The sequence below is a fragment of the Brevundimonas sp. genome (assembly GCF_036677305.1).
Lineage (GTDB): Bacteria > Pseudomonadota > Alphaproteobacteria > Caulobacterales > Caulobacteraceae > Brevundimonas.
The window spans coordinates 1-15,209 of the sequence record NZ_JAKFEB010000025.1 but is presented as its reverse complement, the minus strand read 5'-3'; the positions used below and the strand labels follow the sequence as shown (position 1 = coordinate 15,209).

The 15,209-nt window shown below is 68.5% G+C and carries 22 protein-coding genes and 1 pseudogene; 15 read left to right on the top strand and 8 right to left on the bottom strand.

Going from position 1 to position 15,209, the window contains the following annotated elements; all coding sequences use genetic code 11:
* Together V6M42_RS01600 and V6M42_RS01595 are read right to left on the bottom strand one after the other, a co-directional pair.
* Positions 1–125 (bottom strand): annotated as a pseudogene (locus V6M42_RS01600) (ACP S-malonyltransferase); the annotation flags it as partial.
* A gap of 72 nt (positions 126–197) precedes the next feature.
* A complete protein-coding gene (locus V6M42_RS01595) occupies positions 198–1,604 on the bottom strand; it encodes an FAD-binding oxidoreductase (protein ID WP_332676683.1) in 1,407 nt (468 codons plus the stop codon).
* A 201-nt stretch (positions 1,605–1,805) separates the two neighbouring features.
* Between V6M42_RS01595 and V6M42_RS01590 the strand changes: the two genes are divergently transcribed.
* From V6M42_RS01590 to V6M42_RS01570, 5 genes are all read left to right on the top strand, one after another.
* Complete coding sequence (locus tag V6M42_RS01590; protein WP_332676682.1) at positions 1,806–2,246, top strand: NUDIX hydrolase; 441 nt, start codon at positions 1,806–1,808, stop codon at positions 2,244–2,246.
* A 43-nt stretch (positions 2,247–2,289) separates the two neighbouring features.
* Positions 2,290–2,634 carry a hypothetical protein gene (locus V6M42_RS01585; protein ID WP_332660428.1) on the top strand — a complete coding sequence of 115 codons (345 nt, stop codon included), beginning with the start codon at positions 2,290–2,292 and terminating at the stop codon, positions 2,632–2,634.
* Between the two features lie 139 nt (positions 2,635–2,773).
* On the top strand, positions 2,774–3,790 hold the full coding sequence (locus V6M42_RS01580) for an SPFH domain-containing protein (RefSeq protein ID WP_332660427.1): 1,017 nt from the start codon (positions 2,774–2,776) through the stop codon (positions 3,788–3,790).
* Between the two features lie 3 nt (positions 3,791–3,793).
* Positions 3,794–4,252 (top strand): NfeD family protein, encoded by a 459-nt coding sequence (locus V6M42_RS01575; RefSeq protein ID WP_332676680.1) that lies wholly within the window; start codon positions 3,794–3,796, stop codon positions 4,250–4,252.
* On the top strand, positions 4,249–4,773 hold the full coding sequence (locus V6M42_RS01570) for a hypothetical protein (RefSeq protein WP_332660423.1): 525 nt from the start codon (positions 4,249–4,251) through the stop codon (positions 4,771–4,773). Before V6M42_RS01575 ends, V6M42_RS01570 begins: the two co-directional genes overlap by 4 nt.
* A 3-nt stretch (positions 4,774–4,776) precedes the next feature.
* Here the strand turns inward: V6M42_RS01570 and rnhA are convergent, their stop codons facing one another.
* Entirely contained in the window at positions 4,777–5,220 is a 444-nt protein-coding gene (rnhA, locus tag V6M42_RS01565) for a ribonuclease HI (RefSeq protein WP_442880906.1), read from the bottom strand.
* Positions 5,221–5,305: 85 nt separating this feature from the next.
* Here rnhA and V6M42_RS01560 point away from each other — a divergent pair, with 85 nt between their 5' ends.
* The 7 genes from V6M42_RS01560 (at position 5,306) to V6M42_RS01530 (ending at position 8,998) form a co-directional block, all read left to right on the top strand.
* Complete coding sequence (locus V6M42_RS01560; protein ID WP_332660420.1) at positions 5,306–5,494, top strand: hypothetical protein; 189 nt, start codon at positions 5,306–5,308, stop codon at positions 5,492–5,494.
* Positions 5,491–5,883: a type II toxin-antitoxin system death-on-curing family toxin gene (locus V6M42_RS01555; protein WP_332676678.1), complete on the top strand. Its 393-nt coding sequence runs from the start codon at positions 5,491–5,493 to the stop codon at positions 5,881–5,883. The genes V6M42_RS01560 and V6M42_RS01555 overlap by 4 nt, the downstream gene beginning before the upstream one ends.
* Before the next feature lie 93 nt (positions 5,884–5,976).
* Positions 5,977–6,195 (top strand): twin-arginine translocase TatA/TatE family subunit, encoded by a 219-nt coding sequence (locus V6M42_RS01550; protein WP_332660417.1) that lies wholly within the window; start codon positions 5,977–5,979, stop codon positions 6,193–6,195.
* A 28-nt stretch (positions 6,196–6,223) separates the two neighbouring features.
* Positions 6,224–6,736 (top strand): Sec-independent protein translocase protein TatB, encoded by a 513-nt coding sequence (tatB, locus tag V6M42_RS01545; RefSeq protein ID WP_332676676.1) that lies wholly within the window; start codon positions 6,224–6,226, stop codon positions 6,734–6,736.
* Positions 6,737–6,783: 47 nt separating this feature from the next.
* Positions 6,784–7,599 (top strand): twin-arginine translocase subunit TatC, encoded by an 816-nt coding sequence (gene tatC, locus V6M42_RS01540; RefSeq protein ID WP_332660486.1) that lies wholly within the window; start codon positions 6,784–6,786, stop codon positions 7,597–7,599.
* Between the two features lie 16 nt (positions 7,600–7,615).
* Positions 7,616–8,647 (top strand): histidine kinase dimerization/phosphoacceptor domain -containing protein, encoded by a 1,032-nt coding sequence (locus V6M42_RS01535; RefSeq protein WP_332660414.1) that lies wholly within the window; start codon positions 7,616–7,618, stop codon positions 8,645–8,647.
* Between the two features lie 69 nt (positions 8,648–8,716).
* Positions 8,717–8,998 (top strand): hypothetical protein, encoded by a 282-nt coding sequence (locus V6M42_RS01530; RefSeq protein WP_332660413.1) that lies wholly within the window; start codon positions 8,717–8,719, stop codon positions 8,996–8,998.
* A gap of 77 nt (positions 8,999–9,075) precedes the next feature.
* Here the strand turns inward: V6M42_RS01530 and glnA are convergent, their stop codons facing one another.
* A complete protein-coding gene (glnA, locus tag V6M42_RS01525) occupies positions 9,076–10,482 on the bottom strand; it encodes a type I glutamate--ammonia ligase (RefSeq protein WP_332676675.1) in 1,407 nt (468 codons plus the stop codon).
* 69 nt (positions 10,483–10,551) lie between these two features.
* On the bottom strand, positions 10,552–10,890 hold the full coding sequence (locus tag V6M42_RS01520) for a P-II family nitrogen regulator (protein WP_332660207.1): 339 nt from the start codon (positions 10,888–10,890) through the stop codon (positions 10,552–10,554).
* Between the two features lie 120 nt (positions 10,891–11,010).
* On the opposite strand from V6M42_RS01520, the gene V6M42_RS01515 reads away from it, so the two are divergent.
* From V6M42_RS01515 to V6M42_RS01505, 3 genes are all read left to right on the top strand, one after another.
* Positions 11,011–11,838 (top strand): NAD(P)H-hydrate dehydratase, encoded by an 828-nt coding sequence (locus V6M42_RS01515; RefSeq protein WP_332660209.1) that lies wholly within the window; start codon positions 11,011–11,013, stop codon positions 11,836–11,838.
* Positions 11,839–11,914: 76 nt separating this feature from the next.
* A complete protein-coding gene (gene yaaA / locus V6M42_RS01510; protein WP_332676673.1) occupies positions 11,915–12,682 on the top strand; it encodes a peroxide stress protein YaaA in 768 nt (255 codons plus the stop codon).
* Between the two features lie 68 nt (positions 12,683–12,750).
* Positions 12,751–13,599 carry a 3-hydroxybutyrate dehydrogenase gene (locus tag V6M42_RS01505; RefSeq protein WP_332660213.1) on the top strand — a complete coding sequence of 283 codons (849 nt, stop codon included), beginning with the start codon at positions 12,751–12,753 and terminating at the stop codon, positions 13,597–13,599.
* On the opposite strand, the gene V6M42_RS01500 is transcribed toward V6M42_RS01505, so the two are convergent.
* From V6M42_RS01500 to V6M42_RS01490, 3 genes are read right to left on the bottom strand one after another with little or no spacing between them, the layout of a single operon-like run.
* Positions 13,600–14,493, bottom strand: coding sequence for an L-threonylcarbamoyladenylate synthase (locus V6M42_RS01500; protein WP_332660215.1), 894 nt, complete (start codon positions 14,491–14,493; stop codon positions 13,600–13,602).
* Between the two features lie 35 nt (positions 14,494–14,528).
* Positions 14,529–15,101, bottom strand: coding sequence for a YceI family protein (locus V6M42_RS01495; RefSeq protein WP_332676671.1), 573 nt, complete (start codon positions 15,099–15,101; stop codon positions 14,529–14,531).
* Positions 15,080–15,163 carry a hypothetical protein gene (locus V6M42_RS01490; RefSeq protein ID WP_332676684.1) on the bottom strand — a complete coding sequence of 28 codons (84 nt, stop codon included), beginning with the start codon at positions 15,161–15,163 and terminating at the stop codon, positions 15,080–15,082. The genes V6M42_RS01495 and V6M42_RS01490 overlap by 22 nt, the downstream gene beginning before the upstream one ends.
* Between the last annotated feature and the right edge of the window lie 46 nt (positions 15,164–15,209).

Below are 15,209 nucleotides of genomic sequence, written 5' to 3'. Positions count from 1 at the left end.
TTCTGGCCCAGGGCCTCGTCGACCTCGGCGAAGACGGCGCGGGCCGAGGCGAAGGCGTCGGCCAGGGCCGCGCCCATGCCGACCGACTGGCTGCCTTGTCCCGGGAACAGGAGGGCGAGGGTCATGAGGGGGCTCCGGCGGTGTTGAATCGAGGCGGCATGGCTAGGCCGAACGGATTGTGCGGGCAAGCCGGGCGATCAGAACAGAACGCCCGGGTTCATGATGCGGTTCGGATCGAAGGCGGCGCGGATGCCCTGCATGGCCGCGATTTCCAGCGAGGACTTGTAGCGCCGGGCCTCCTCGGTCTTGAGCCGGCCCAGGCCGTGTTCGGCCGAGATGGAGCCGTCGTAGCGGGCCACGATGTCGTGCACGATCTGCGATCCCTCGGCCCAGCGGGCGAGGAAGGCCGGACGGTCGCCGCCGGGCGGGCACAGCACGTCATAGTGCATATTGCCGTCGCCGACGTGGCCGAAGGCGCTGACCCGGGCGCCCGGATGGAAGCGTTCGACGGCGGCCGTGGCCTCCTCCAGGAAGTCGGCGATGCGCGAGACGGGCACCGAGACATCGTGCTTCCAGCCGCCGCCCTCGGGCTTCTGGGCCGCCGACTGCTCCTCGCGCACCTTCCAGAAGGCGGCGCGCTGGGCGTCGTTCTGGGCGATGGCGGCGTCGGTGATCAGGCCGGTTTCGAAGGCGTGGGTGAGCAGCCGCTCCATGGCGGCGTCGGCGGCTCCGGGCTCGCCCGAGACCAGTTCGATCAGGACGTACCAGGGCGGGGTGCTGTCCAGCGGCTCGCGGGTGTCGGGGATGTGGGCCAGGACGAAGCCCATGCCGATCCGCTTCATCAGTTCGAAGGCCTCGACCCCGCCGCCGGTCTCGGCCTTGGCGCGGGCCAGCAGGTCGATGGCGGCGGCGGGCGTCTCCAGCCCGACCACGGCCGTCGCCCGGCTGCGCATGACCGGGAACAGCTTCAGGGTCGCGGCGGTGACCACGCCGAGCGTGCCCTCGGCGCCGATCAGCAGCTGTTTGAGGTCGTAGCCGGTGTTGTCCTTCCGCAGCCGTTTAAGGCCGTGGAAGATCTGGCCGTCCGGCAGCACGGCCTCCAGCCCCAGCACCAGATCGCGCATGACGCCGTAGCGGATGACGGCGGTGCCGCCCGCGTTGGTCGAGACGACGCCGCCGATGGTCGCCGTGCCCTCGGCCGCGAGGCTGAGCGGGAACAACCGGTCAGCGGCGGCGGCGGCCTGCTGGGCTTCCAGCAGGGTGACGCCCGCCTCGACCGTCATGGCGTCGTCCAGCGGGGTGACGTCGCGGATCGCGCGGAGCTTGCGGGTCGACAGCAGGACCTCGCCATAGGGTATCTGGCCGCCCACAAGGCCGGTGTCGCCGCCCTGGGGGGTGATGGCGACACGGTGTTCGGCGCAGAGGGCGACCAGCCGGGCCGTCTCCTCCGTCGAGCGGGGGGTCAGCATCAGCGGCGTGTGGCCCTGCCAGCGGTTGCGCCATTCGGTCAGCCAGGGGGCGATCTCGGCCGGATCGTCGGTCCAGCCGCCGGTCCCCGCGGCGGATTTCAGGGCTTCGAGCGCGGCGGCGGAGGGCGGGGTCATGAATCCCTTGTCTCAAAGCGACGGCTCTCGCGCCACCCCCAACACCGTCATCCTCGGGCTTGTCCCGAGGACCCATCTCTCCTTCGCACGGGCCACCTGGACCACTCGCAGGACCCCGTAGTGCGCCTCGGCTGAAGGTCCGGGTCAGCCGAACGATGGGTCCTCGGGACAAGCCCGAGGATGACGGGATAAAGAGGAGCGATGACGACCGCCCTTCCCTCGCCCGTTCCCGCCGTCGGCGTCGTCTGCCTGCGCGGCGACGAGGTGCTGCTGATCCGGCGTGGAACCCCGCCCCGGCAGGGGGAATGGAGCCTGCCCGGCGGGCGGATCGAGCCCGGCGAACGACTGGTCGACGCCGCCCTGCGCGAACTGCGCGAGGAAACGGGCGTCGAGGCGGAGATCACCGGCCTGATCGATGTCGTCGACGGCGTCTTCGCGGAGGCGGGCCGCCACTATGTGCTGATCGACTACGCCGCACGCTGGGTATCGGGCGAGCCGGTCGCCGGCGACGACGCGACGGACGCGCGGTTCGTGCCTCTGGACCAGGTCGAGGCGCTGGTCAGCTGGTCGGAAACACGCCGGATCATCGCCCTTGCGAAAGTGTCCCACGATTTGGGACGCGACCAACGTTCTGCGACGTGACAAGCTCTGCCTTTCCGGCGATCGGCCGGTGGGGAACATCATCATGTCTATCCGCAACCTCGTGGCGGCGCTCGCCGCCTCGGCCGCCCTGCTCGCGCCCGCCGCCTCGGCGCAGACGGAGTCGATCGACTTCACCCTGACCAACAACACCGAGCACGTGCTGACGGCCCTGTTCATCTCCCTGCCGTCGACCAACGAATGGGAAGAGGACATCTTCGGCGCCGACGTCCTGGGTTCGGGCGAGAGCATCGAGATCTCGATCGACGACGGCCTGCCGGAGTGCGTCTACGACATCCGCGCCGACTTCTCGGACGGCGATTCGGTTCAGGTCGCGGAGGTCAATTTCTGCGAGCTGGAAGGCGAGGAACTGGTCATCAACGAGGAATAGTCCGCCGCGACAGCGTGACGAAAGGGCGGCTCCCGACGGGGGCCGCCCTTTTCATTACGCGGATGTCATCTTCGGCCTGTCCGGTTTCTGTGGCGCGCGGGCCACAGGGTGCTAACCTGAGCGGGATTTGGGAGGCTTCATGGACACGTCCGTTCTATTCACCGTTGCTCTGGTCGCGCTGGCCTTCGTTCTCCTGTTCAGCGTGGTCAAGATCGTGCCGCAAGGGCGCGAAATGACTGTCGAACGTTTCGGCAAATACACCCGCACCCTGTCGCCGGGCATCAGCATTCTGACGCCCTTCGTGGAGCGGATCGGCCGGCGCATGAACATGATGGAGCAGGTCCTGGACGTGCCCCAGCAGGAGGTCATCACCAAGGACAACGCCATGGTGAAGGTCGACGCCATCGTCTTCATCCAGGTGATGGACGCCGCCTCGGCCGCCTATCGGGTCGAGAACCTGCCCTACGCCATCACCCAGCTGTGCATGACCAACCTGCGCACCGTGGTCGGTTCGATGGAGCTGGACGAGGTCCTGTTCCAGCGCGACTCGATCAACTCGCGCCTGCTGACCGTGATCGACGCGGCGACCGAGCCCTGGGGCGTCAAGGTCAACCGTATCGAGATCAAGGACCTGACCCCGCCGGCGGACATCACCAACGCCATGGCCCGCCAGATGAAGGCCGAACGCGAGAAGCGCGCGGTCATCACCGAGGCCGAGGGCGAGAAACAGGCCGCCATCGCGCGCGCCGAGGGCGCCAAACAGTCGGCCATCCTTCAGTCCGAGGGCCGCAAGGAAGCCGCCTTCCGCGACGCCGAGGCCCGGGAACGCGCCGCCGAGGCCGAGGCCAAGGCCACGGCCATGGTGTCGGAAGCCATCGCCCGCGGCGACGTCAATGCGATCAACTACTTCGTCGCCCAGAAATACGTCGAGGCCTTCGCCGAACTGGCGCGCAACCCGACCGCCAAGACCGTCATCGTCCCCGCCGAGATGAGCGGACTGGTCGGCACCATCGCCGGCTTGGGCGAACTGGTCGGCCTGGCCCGCGAACAGCAACAGAGCCGGACTGACGTGCGTCGCGATCCGCCGTCGGCTCCGACCCCGCCCAAGCCGCCCGCGCCGCCGCGTCCGCCCCGTCCCGCCGTTCCGAGGACCTGATCCATGGAAGCCCTGATCGACCTGCACGCCGCCCAGCCGTTCTGGATCTGGCTGGCCCTGGGCGTGATCCTGCTGGCGGTCGAGGCCGCCTTCTCGACCGAATGGCTGCTGTGGCCGGCGGTGTCGGCGGGCATGGTGGCCGTGGTCACCGCCCTGGGCCTGCCGCTGAGCTTCCTCGGCGAGGTCGCCCTGTTCGCGGTCCTGACCGTGGCCATGACCCTGCTGTCGCGCCGCCTGATCCAGCGCGTGAACCCCAGCGACAGTCCGGACATCAACGCCCGTGACAGCCGACTGGTCGGCCAGCGCGCGCAGGTGGTCCAGCCGTTCGTGGACGGCCGCGGACGGGTCTTCGTCTCGGGCGCTGAATGGGTGGCCGAAATCGACGGTGCGGGACCGCTGATCGGCGAGAGCGTCGTGGTCGAATCGATCGACGGGCCCAAGCTGAAGGTCCGCCCTGCATGATCCCGGCCCTTGCAGCGGCGGCGGCCCTTCTCTGGGCCCCTCTGCCTGCACAGGACGCGCCGGCGCCCGCTGCCGCCCGGGCCGCGCCGACCCCGACTGAACAGGCGCTGGCCGCGTTCGACCCGTTGATGGGCAAGCCTTGGCGCGGCGCGTCCATCACGGACGCCAATGTCACGGACGAGGTCCGGTTCGAACGGACAGCCGGCGGTCAGGCGATCCGCAGCACCCATTCCGCCGCCGGCGGAGCCTATCAGGGCGACACCCTGATCGCCTTCGATCCGGACAAGGGCGGGCTGGTCTCGTTCTATGCGACCAGCGGCGGCTTCTACACCACGGGCACGGTCAAGGTCCTGGGGCCGGGCGCGTTCGAGTTCGAACAGGTCGTGCACGGACTGGACGGGATCGAGGCCGTACGCGCGCAGACCACCCTCACGGACGGCGTCTATCGCATCCGCAGCCAGCACCAGATCAACGGCGCCTGGGTCGAGACCGGCGGCTTCGACTACCGACCCGTTCCCTGAGGATCAGGCCGACTTCATATCCGTGATCCCGCGATTCGCGAGGCCGTCGGCGCGCTCGTTCAGCTCATGGCCGGCGTGGCCCTTGACCCAGTGCCATTTGACGTCGTGACGGGCCCGGGCCTCGTCGAGACGCCGCCACAGGTCCTCGTTCTTGACCGGCTTCCTGTCCGCCGTCTTCCAGCCGCGCGCCTTCCAGCCCCGGATCCATTCGGTGATGCCGGTCATGACGTATTTGCTGTCGGTGTGCAGATCGACGCGGCAGGGCCGTGTCAGGGCCTCCAGCGCGCTGATCGCCCCCATCAGCTCCATGCGGTTGTTGGTCGTCAGCGGCTCGCCGCCCCACAGCTCCTTCTCGTGACCGCCGCCGGTCTGAAGGATCGCGCCCCAGCCGCCGGGGCCGGGATTGCCCTTGCAGGCGCCGTCGGTGTGGATGATGACGTGGGACAAGAGGGGACCTTCAGGAGCGAACACCCGCCCCGACTGGTTTGAGGCGAATCCGGTTTGGCGTATGTTCCTAAGCAGGAGAGACGCCATGATCCATCTGAAGATCGAACAAGTCGCCGGAAAGCCGGTCATCCAGCTGGATGAAACCGATCTGGCGGCTTTGGGCGCGGCGGTCGGCGACGTCGTTTCGGTCGAGATCGCGGAAGCCAACGCCGTCGAACGCGGCAAGGCGTTTGTCGAGCGCTACATCAAGACCTTCGAAGCCCTGGCCAAATGACCACCGAGCCGCGGTGGCTCGTCATGGCCGACATCGTCACGCTGCACGACTATGTGCTGGCGCGCACCGGCGGCTCATCCGGCCTGCGGGACGAAGGGTTGCTGGAATCAGCCCTGTCACGGCCCTTCAATCGCTGGAGCTATGAAGGCGTCGAGGACGTTCGCGATCTGGCGGCGACCTATGGCGTCGGTCTGGCCAAGAACCACCCCTTCATCGACGGCAACAAGCGCGCGGCCTTCCTCGCCTTGGGCGTATTTCTGGAACTCAATGGCTGGACCTTGACCGCGACGGACGACGACGCCATCGCCACCTTCTACGCCGTCGCGGCGAGCCAGCTGGATGAAGACGCCCTCGCCGCCTGGATCCGCGACAACACCGCGACGGCCTGACGCCGCAATCGCTTGGCGTCGCGCCACTGAACGGCCTATATGCGGCGAGAGATTTCGACCGGGCCGACCCGGCCTGACTGAGGAGAGTTGTCTGTGGGTTCATTCAGCATCTGGCACTGGGCCATCGTCGCCATCATCGTGCTTCTGCTGTTCGGCGGCCGCGGCAAGCTGTCGGGCCTGATGGGCGACGCCGCCAAGGGCGTGAAAGCCTTCAAGGACGGCCTCAAGGACACCGACGAGAACAAGCCGTCGGATGAGCGCGCGGGCGCCCTGCCCCGCACGGACGCCGAAAAAGAAGACCTGAAATCGTAAGCCGCATTTGACGTCGGAGACCTGACGCATGGGTGGCCTGGGTCCCGGAATCGGGGGCGGCGAATATCTGGTGATCGCGGTCGTGGCCCTGCTGGTGGTGGGGCCCGAGCGTCTGCCGCTGCTTCTGCGCAAGCTGGGCAACTGGGTCGCCAAGGCCCGGGGCATGGCCAATGAATTCCGTTCCAGCTTCGACGAGATGGCGCGCCAGTCCGAACTGGACGAGCTGCGCAAGGAGGTCGAGGCGCTGCGCACCGGTCAGGGCATGCACGCCCTCGGCGCGGACGCCGACGCGGCCTTCAGGGAAATCCGCGACGATCTGAACAAGCCGGTCAACCCGCCCATGCTGTCCGCGCCCGACGAATGGCCCGACAGCCCGCCCGTCATGGCGCCGCTTGAAACGCCGGTCGCGGCTGCCCCGCCCAAGGCGAAGCCCAGGGCGAAGCCGGCCCGGAAGGCGCCGGCCAAGGCCAAACCGGCCGCATCGATCAAGGCCGCCAGCGGCAAGGCGACGCCCGTCCGCGCCCGGAAGGTCGACCTGTGACCCTGGACCGCGACGAAAACGAGATCGAGGCGTCGCGCGCGCCCCTGATGGACCACCTGATCGAGCTGCGCGGCCGGCTGCTGATCTGCGTGGTCGCCTTCATCCTCGCCTTCCTGGTCTGCTTCTATTTCGCCAGCCCGCTCTACGTCTTCCTCGTCAAACCCTATGTGGTGGCCAGCGCCCTGCAGGCCGCGGGCGGCCACAACGTGTCGATGCAGGACCTGATCCTGACGATGGTCGGGCTGAAGCCGCTGGTGGAGGGCCAGCACGAGACCGCGCAACTGATCTACACGGCGCCGCTGGAAATCCTGTTTGTGAAGATGAAGCTGGCCGGCCTGGGCGCCGTCGTCGCGGCCTTCCCCATCCTCGCCTTCCAGCTGTACCGGTTCGTGGCCCCCGGCCTGTACCGCAATGAGCGCGGCGCCTTCCTGCCGTTCCTGATCGCCGCGCCGGTGCTGTTCCTCATCGGCGCCGCCCTCGTCTACTACGTCATGCTGCCCATCGTGATGCTGTTCTCGCTCAACCAGGGCATCGTGGCCGAAGGCGTCACCGCCGCCCTGCTGCCCAAGGTGTCCGAGTATATGAGCCTGGCGACGGCGCTGATCCTGGCGTTCGGCCTGTGCTTCCAGCTGCCCGTTGTGATGACCCTTCTCGGCCTCGCGGGCATCGTCAGCTCGAAGCTGATGGCCGAGGGCCGGCGCTACGCCATCGTCGCCGTGGTGGTGGTCGCCGCCGTGGTGACGCCGCCCGACCCCATCAGCCAGCTGATGCTCGCCGTGCCGCTGGTGCTGCTGTATGAAATCTCCATCTGGTGCGTGCGTCTGATCGAGATGCGCCGCAAGACCGCGGACGCCGCAACCTGAGGGCCGGGAACGAGACATGACTGCACCGGTCTTTTCGCTGACGCCGCCTTCCGCCGCCGTGATGGCGCGATTGCAGTCCATTCCGGGCGCGCGCTACTGGGCGGCGATCGGGTTGGTCCTCGTGGCCCTGGGCGTCCGGCTGACGGTGTCGTCGGCCATGGGCAACGGATACGGCTACACCTGTTTCTATCCGGCCGTGATCCTGGCGGCCTACTGGCTGGGGGCGCGCCCCGCCCTGCTGGCCACCGGCCTGTCGACGGCGATCGTCTACGCCTTCCTCGGACCCGTGCCCCTGCACTGGAACGTGGACGGCAAGGGTCTGGTGGCGCTGGCCTTCTTCCTGCTGTCGTCCCTGCTGCTGATCCATATCCTGAGCACCATCCGGACCCAGTTCGCCCTGCTGGCGAACACCCACGCCCGCGTCGAGGCGCTCGCCACGGGCCAGGCCGAATTGTTCCATGAGCACGCCCAGCGGACGACCGATCACCTGCAGCTGATCTCGGCCATCCTGCAGCTTCGCGCCCGCGAGGAAGCGGATCCGATGGTCTCGCGCGTGCTGACCAACGCGGCGTCGCGCACCCTGCTGATCTCCCGCGCGCATCGCGAGTTCACCGGCAATCCCGACAGCCGCATTCCGTTCGAGGCCTTTGCCCGCAAGCTGGTCCAGGCCTCGGCCTCGCGCGGCGGTCTTGCGGCGGACAAGGTGCGCATCGCCGGCGGCGACATCGACGTGCCGCTGGAGCATGCGACGGCGCTGGGACTGGTGCTGCTGGAGTACCTGACCACGCTCAAGTCCTGCGCCTCCGCCACCAGCCTGGCCGTCATCCTCGCCGACGACGGCGACCAGCGGACGCTGAACCTGGTGGCCGCGGGCGACATTCATGTCGCGCCCCCGCGCGACATCCCCCTGTTCGAGGCGGTTTCGGAACAGCTGGGCGGCGAGCTCCTGATCACCCGGGGAGCCACCGGCTGCGGCGTGCGGATCAGCTTCCCGGCGACGATCCAGCCGGTGCAGACGTGGGAACCGGTCGCCGTCAGCCTGCACTAGCGGGACAGGGTGACCGGAACCTGCGCTGTACGCCGGTGTTCATCAGGATCACTTGTGGGAGACCCTCTTATGACCGCCATCCGTCGTTTCGCCGCCCCCGCCGCCCTCGCCGCGCTTGCGTTGACGGGCGCGGCCTGCACCCAGCAGGAAGCGGCCCCCGCCGCCGAGCAGGCCGCTGCGCCCGCGGCGGCTCCTGAAACCCGCACCATCGTGGAAACCCGGGAGGTCGCCGTGCCTGTGCCCGTCGCGCCGCCGACGGTCGTGGTCGAACGGCCTGAAGTCCGCACCGGCGACAGCACGACCGTGCGTGCGGGCCGGGACGGCATCGAGGTCGAAACGACCAACCGATAGATCCCGGGGATCAGAAATGACAACGGCGCCGGAGGGCTTTCCCTCCGGCGCCGTTTTCGTTCGGTCCCGGCTGCGGATCAGCAGCTGTAGTACATGTCGAATTCGACCGGGTGCGGGTGCAGTTGCAGACGCATCACCTCTTCCATCTTCAGCTCGATGTAGCTGTCGATGAAGTCGTCATCCATGACGCCGCCCTTCTTGAGGAAGGCGCGGTCCTTGTCGAGGTTGTCGAGGGCTTCCTTCAGGCTGCCGCAGACCTCGGGGATGTTGCCCCGCTCTTCCGGCGGCAGGTCGTACAGGTTCTTGTCGGCGGCCGCGCCCGGATCGATCCGGTTCTCGATGCCGTCCAGGCCGGCCATGAGCAGGGCCACGAAGGTCAGATAGGGGTTGCCCATCGGGTCCGGGAAACGGGCCTCGATACGTTTGGCCTTGGGCGAGTTGACGAAGGGGATGCGGATCGACGCCGAGCGATTGCGCGACGAATAGGCCAGCTTCACCGGGGCTTCGTAGCCGGGGACCAGACGCTTGTAGGAGTTGGTCGTCGAGTTGGCGAAGGCGTTGATGGCCTTGGCGTGCTTGATGATGCCGCCGATGTACCAGAGGCACATGTCCGACAGGCCGGCGTATTTGTCGCCCGCGAACAGCGGCTTGCCGTCGCGCCAGATCGACTGGTGCACGTGCATGCCCGAGCCGTTGTCGCCGAAGGTCGGCTTGGCCATGAAGGTGGCCGACTTGCCGTAGGCGGCGGCGACGTTGTGGATCACGTATTTGTAGAGCTGCAGGCGGTCGGCCATGGTCAGCAGGTCGCTGAACTTCAGGCCCAGTTCGTGCTGGGCCGGGGCCACCTCGTGGTGGTGCTTCTCGGGCTGCATGCCCAGGTCGCGCATGACGCCCAGCATCTCGCCGCGCAGGTCCTGGGCGCTGTCGGTCGGGTTGACCGGGAAATAGCCGCCCTTGTGCGTCGGCCGGTGACCCATGTTGCCTTCGGAATATTCCGCGCCCGTATTGGCCGGCAGCTCGATCGAATCGTAGGTGTAGCCGGTGTCGTGCGGGGCCGTGCTCCAGCGCACGTCGTCGAAGATGAAGAACTCGGCTTCCGGGCCGAAGAAGACGGTGTCGCCCACGCCCGAGGACTGGACATAGGCCAGGGCCTTCTTGGCCATCGAGCGGCTGTCGCGGTTGTAGGGCTCGCCCGTGTCGGGGTTCAGAACGTCGCAGAACAGGAACAGGGTCGTCTGCTGGTAGAAGGGATCGATCCAGAAATTGGTCAGGTCCGGCTTCAGCAGCATGTCGGACTCGTTGATCGCCTTCCAGCCGGCGATGGACGAGCCGTCGAACATCGTCCCCTCTTCCAGGAATTCGTCATCCACCAGGTCGATGTCGAAGGTGACGTGCTGCATCCGCCCCTTGGTGTCGGTGAACCGGAGGTCGACGTATTTGACGTCCTTCTCCTTGATCTCCTTGAGGATCTTGCTGGCGCTCATGGTGTCGACGTCCTGTGGCTCGGGGAGGTTATAAGAAACGGCCGCCCCGAGGGACGGCCGGTGGAAGGGTCAGACGGCCTGTGCGCCCGTCTCGCCGGTGCGAATGCGGATGACGTCGAGGACGTCGGTGATGAAGATCTTGCCGTCGCCGATCTTGCCGGTGCGGGCGGCGGCCTGGATGGCGTCGACGACGGAGTTGACCATGTCGTCCGACACCACCACCTCGATCTTGATCTTGGGCAGGAAGTCGATGACGTATTCGGCGCCGCGGTACAGTTCGGAATGGCCCTTCTGGCGGCCGTACCCCTTGGCCTCGAGCACGGTCATGCCTTGCACGCCCGCGTCCTGCAGCGCTTCCTTCACTTCATCCAGCTTGAAGGGCTTGATGACGGCTTCGATCTTTTTCATTGGCGATCCCAGGCGGGCGTTATCATGCCGCGCGCACGGGAGGTAAAGGGACATTGCATTGCACAATAAGGCAAGCATTTTTCGTCCTGCGTCGCCATCCGTGAACGGAGCACCGACCCGATGACCCCGGTTTCCCTCCCGGACTGGCGCAAGGCCCTGCCCTGGCCGGGCGAGAACGCCCACAAACACGCGCGCGGACGGCTGGGCGTCGTCTCGGGCAAGGCCAGCCAGACCGGCGCCGCGCGGCTGGCGGCGCGCGCAGGTCTGCGGATCGGCGCGGGCCTGGTGCGCATCCTGTGCCCGCCCGACGCGACGACGGTGATCGCCCCCGCTATCGAGGCCGTCATGCTCAGCCCGTTCGGTTCGCCGGAGGCCCTGGCGGAGCTCGTGGAAGGAATGGACGCCGTGGTCATCGGCCCGGCCGCCGGGGTGACCGACGCGACCATGGCCCATGTGCGCGCCCTGGCGGGAACCGGCGCGGCGCTGGTGGTGGACGCCGACGGACTGACGGTGTTCGAAGGCTGGCCCTCGGACCTGTTCGACGTTCTGGACCGCGACGACGTCCTGACCCCGCACGAGGGCGAGTTCAAACGGCTGTTTCCCGGCCTGCTCGACATGGGCCGGGAGGCGGGGGCGCGCGCGGCGGCGAAGCGCGCCGGGGCTGTGGTCGTGCTCAAGGGTCCGGCCACCGTCATCGCCGCCCCGGACGGCCGGCTCGCGGTCAATGACAACGGCGTCCCCTGGCTGGCGACGGCGGGAACCGGCGACGTGCTGGCGGGCATGATCGGCGGCCTGATGGCCCAGCGGATGGACAGTTTCGACGCGGCCCGGGCGGCCGTGTGGATGCACGCCGAGGCGGCCCGCGGCTTCGGGCCCGGCCTGATCGCGGAGGACCTGCCCGACCGGCTGCCTCAGGTGCTGGCGGCCCTCTATTCACAGGATCGCTAGGCGCGGCCGGGCGCTCCGGTTCAATTCGTCGCCGAACGGGCCTATCTGCACGCGAACGCCGCCGGAGCCTGTTGCCTTGCTGATCGTCCTGTCCCCGGCCAAGCGGCTGGATTTCACCGAGGCCCGGCCCGACCTGCCCGCCTCCGAGCGGCGCTTTCAGGACGACACCGCCAACCTGTCGCGGACGGCCCGGGCCCGGACGGTGTCCGAGTTGCGCCAGCTGATGAGCATCTCCGACGATCTGGCCCGGCTGAACCGCGAACGGTTCCAGGCCTTCGACCCGGCGTCGACCGACGGAGTCCAGGCCGCCTTCGCCTTCGCCGGCGACGTCTATGAGGGGCTGAAGGCGCGCCAGCTGGATGAGCCGGCGCTGACCTGGGCCCAGGATCACCTGCGCATCCTGTCGGGCTTCTACGGCCTGTTGCGGCCGCTGGACCGCATCCAGCCCTATCGGCTGGAGATGGGAACCCGGCTGAAGACGCGGCGCGGTTCCAGCCTCTACGACTTCTGGGGCGACCGGCTGTCGAAACAGCTGAACGCCGACGCCGAGGGTCAGGCCGATCCCACCCTGGTCAATCTGGCCAGCCAGGAATATTTCGGCGCGGTCGACGCCAAGGCGCTGAAACTCCCCGTCGTGACCCCGCATTTCCGCGAATCACGGGACGGCGAGAGCCGCATCATCTCCTTCTTCGCCAAGAAGGCCCGGGGCGGCATGGCGCGTTTCGCCATCGACGAGCGGATCGAGCGGGCCCAGGACCTGAAGGCCTTCGACCGCGACGGCTACTGCTTTGACAAGGCGGCCTCGAACGACACAGAGTGGATATTCACCAGATCGGGAAATTAAATCCGGCTGTCGCCTTCGCAACCGCGAACGGTTAGGCTGACCGGACTGACGGACGGACGAGAGACCCCATGTTCCAATGGCCCAAACGCGGTGACGGCTCCCAGACCTCGAGCGAACCGTTCCGCGACATCGGCGACCTGAAGGGTCAGGTGGCGGTGATCTCGGGCTCGACCTCGGGCATCGGCCTGGCCTTCGCCCGCGCCATCGCCTCGCGCGGCGGCGATGTGGTGCTGAACGGCCTGGGCGACCCGTCCGAGATCGAACGCACCCGGGCGGAGATGGAGGCCAGCTGCGGCGTCCGCGTCCGCTATCACGCCGCCAACATGCTGCGTGGCGACGAGGTCGCCGACATGGTCGCCTACGGCAAGCACCAGCTGGGCCGGGTCGACATCCTGATCAACAACGCCGGCGTCCAGCACGTCGAGGCGGTGGAGAAATTCCCGGCGGACAAGTGGGAACAGATCATCGCCATCAACCTGTCCTCGACCTTCTACGCCACCCGCGCCGCCATCCCGATCATGAAGGCCCAGGGACGCGGCCGGATCATCAACGTCGCCTCGGCCCACGGCCTGGTCGCCAGCCCCTTCAAGTCGGCCTATGTCGCGGCCAAGCACGGCGTCATCGGCTTCACCAAGACCGTGGCTCTGGAAGTGGCCCAGGACAACATCACCTGCAACGCCCTGTGCCCCGGCTATGTCGAGACGCCGATCGTCGAGAAACAGATCGCCGACCAGGCCCGCACGCGCGGCATGTCGAAGGAAACCGTGCTGAAGGACGTCATCCTCGGCTCCCAGCCGACCAAACGGTTCGTCACCACGGACGAGCTGACGGGGATGATGCTGTATCTGGTCTCGGACCTCGGCGCCTCGGCCAACGGGGCCAGCTTCTCGATCGACGGCGGCTGGACGGCGCAGTAGTCAGCCGACGAATCCGGCGGCTCTCCGCAGCCGGTCGTTGATCGCCTCGCCGAGGCCCTGCGCCGGGATGGGCGATACGGCGATGCCGGAAGGGCGCTCGCGGTCCGCCTCGCGCAGCCGGCGGAACAGGTTGGCCGCCGCCTCGCGCAGGTCGCCCGACGGGCTCAGGCTCCAGCGCGGATCGCCGGCCCCGGGACCGAACCCCAGCAGGATTTCGCCGTCCTGCGCCGCCTCCGCCTCGATCCGCACCGGGGCGTCCGGCGCATAGTGGAGCGCCAGGCGGCCGGGGGAGCGGTGCCCCTCCCCGCCCCGGTCCAGAGGTCCGACGACGGCTTCCAGTTCGTCGCGGGTGACCGAGCCCGGGCGCAGCAGGGCGACCCGGCCGTCCAGCACCGAAACGACCGTGCTCTCGACCCCCACGGCGCAGGGGCCGCCGTCGATGGCCGCGCCGGCGGCGAATCCCGTTTCCTCGACCGCATCCGCGAAGGTCGTCGGACTGGGCCGCCCCGAGCGGTTGGCCGACGGGGCCACCACGGGCCGCCCGAAGGCGGAGATCAGGGCGCGGGCGCGGGCGTGGCCCGGGACGCGGACGGCGACGCTGTCCAGGCCCGCGCGGGCCAGGTCGCAGACGCCGGTCCGGTCGCGGATCGGGGCCACGATGGTCAGCGGCCCGGGCCAGAAGGCTTCCGCCAGCGCCTGGGCCCGATGGTCGAACACCGCAACCGCGCCGGCCTGGACGGCGTCGGCGACATGGGCGATCAGGGGGTTGAAGCGCGGGCGGCCCTTGGCCTCGAAGATCGAGGCCACCGCGCGGGCGTCGCCGGCGTCGGCGGCCAGGCCGTAGACCGTCTCCGTCGGCAGGATGACCAGACCGCCGGCCTTCAGGACCGCCACGGCCTCGGCGTCGGACGCGCTCGGGGGGGACGCGCTCAGCTGGGCCGCGCCCGAAGCGCCACCCGCACCGTCACCTGCCGTCCGACCAGCCCGTTCCACGGCCCCGAGGTCCCCATTCCAAACTCCGCGCGATCCAGCGTCAGCGCGCCCGTCAGATGCGCCCGGTCGCCGTCGATGCGCAAGTCCAGGGGGAAGACGACCGGCCGCGTGCGGCCCTTCATCGTGATGTCGGCGCGGGCCGTATAGCGGCCGCCGCCCAACGGCTCGAGCGACTTCAGGTCGAAGCGGATGGTCGGGTACTGCGCCGCGTTCAGGAAGGCCGGCCCGATGGCCCGGCGGGTCGCGATCGACGGAGACATCTTCAGGGACGCCGCCTGAACGATCATCGTGCCCCGGGCGAGCTCCGGACGGGCCGGATCCAGAACCATCGAGCCGCCGAAGTCCTCGAACCGCCCGGTGTGCGACGCGCCGAAGGCCCGGATCGACATCTCGATGCGCGACCCCTCCCGCTCGAAGACCCAGGGCCCCGGCGCGGCGGCGGTCAGGAACAGCGTCAGGAACGCGAGAACCAGGGCGGCCAGCGGCCTCATGGCCGGCGCGGAATCCACGGAATCATCCGGTGCAGCACATTGTCCCGGTCGACGAACTGGTGCTTCAGGGCGCCGATCACATGCAGGGCGATCAGGACGTACAGCCCCTTGGCCGCCAGTTCATGC

Excerpts from the sequence above, each read along its gene's own strand:
- V6M42_RS01595 (WP_332676683.1), bottom strand. The coding sequence starts at position 1,604 with ATGACCCCGCCCTCCGCCGCCGCGCTCGAAGCCCTGAAATCCGCCGCG.
- V6M42_RS01590 (WP_332676682.1), top strand. The coding sequence starts at position 1,806 with ATGACGACCGCCCTTCCCTCGCCCGTTCCCGCCGTCGGCGTCGTCTGC.
- V6M42_RS01585 (WP_332660428.1), top strand. The coding sequence starts at position 2,290 with ATGTCTATCCGCAACCTCGTGGCGGCGCTCGCCGCCTCGGCCGCCCTG.
- V6M42_RS01580 (WP_332660427.1), top strand. The coding sequence starts at position 2,774 with ATGGACACGTCCGTTCTATTCACCGTTGCTCTGGTCGCGCTGGCCTTC.
- V6M42_RS01575 (WP_332676680.1), top strand. The coding sequence starts at position 3,794 with ATGGAAGCCCTGATCGACCTGCACGCCGCCCAGCCGTTCTGGATCTGG.
- V6M42_RS01570 (WP_332660423.1), top strand. The coding sequence starts at position 4,249 with ATGATCCCGGCCCTTGCAGCGGCGGCGGCCCTTCTCTGGGCCCCTCTG.
- V6M42_RS01560 (WP_332660420.1), top strand. The coding sequence starts at position 5,306 with ATGATCCATCTGAAGATCGAACAAGTCGCCGGAAAGCCGGTCATCCAG.
- V6M42_RS01555 (WP_332676678.1), top strand. The coding sequence starts at position 5,491 with ATGACCACCGAGCCGCGGTGGCTCGTCATGGCCGACATCGTCACGCTG.
- tatB (WP_332676676.1), top strand. The coding sequence starts at position 6,224 with ATGGGTGGCCTGGGTCCCGGAATCGGGGGCGGCGAATATCTGGTGATC.
- tatC (WP_332660486.1), top strand. The coding sequence starts at position 6,784 with ATGGACCACCTGATCGAGCTGCGCGGCCGGCTGCTGATCTGCGTGGTC.
- V6M42_RS01535 (WP_332660414.1), top strand. The coding sequence starts at position 7,616 with ATGACTGCACCGGTCTTTTCGCTGACGCCGCCTTCCGCCGCCGTGATG.
- V6M42_RS01530 (WP_332660413.1), top strand. The coding sequence starts at position 8,717 with ATGACCGCCATCCGTCGTTTCGCCGCCCCCGCCGCCCTCGCCGCGCTT.
- glnA (WP_332676675.1), bottom strand. The coding sequence starts at position 10,482 with ATGAGCGCCAGCAAGATCCTCAAGGAGATCAAGGAGAAGGACGTCAAA.
- V6M42_RS01520 (WP_332660207.1), bottom strand. The coding sequence starts at position 10,890 with ATGAAAAAGATCGAAGCCGTCATCAAGCCCTTCAAGCTGGATGAAGTG.
- V6M42_RS01515 (WP_332660209.1), top strand. The coding sequence starts at position 11,011 with ATGACCCCGGTTTCCCTCCCGGACTGGCGCAAGGCCCTGCCCTGGCCG.
- V6M42_RS01505 (WP_332660213.1), top strand. The coding sequence starts at position 12,751 with ATGTTCCAATGGCCCAAACGCGGTGACGGCTCCCAGACCTCGAGCGAA.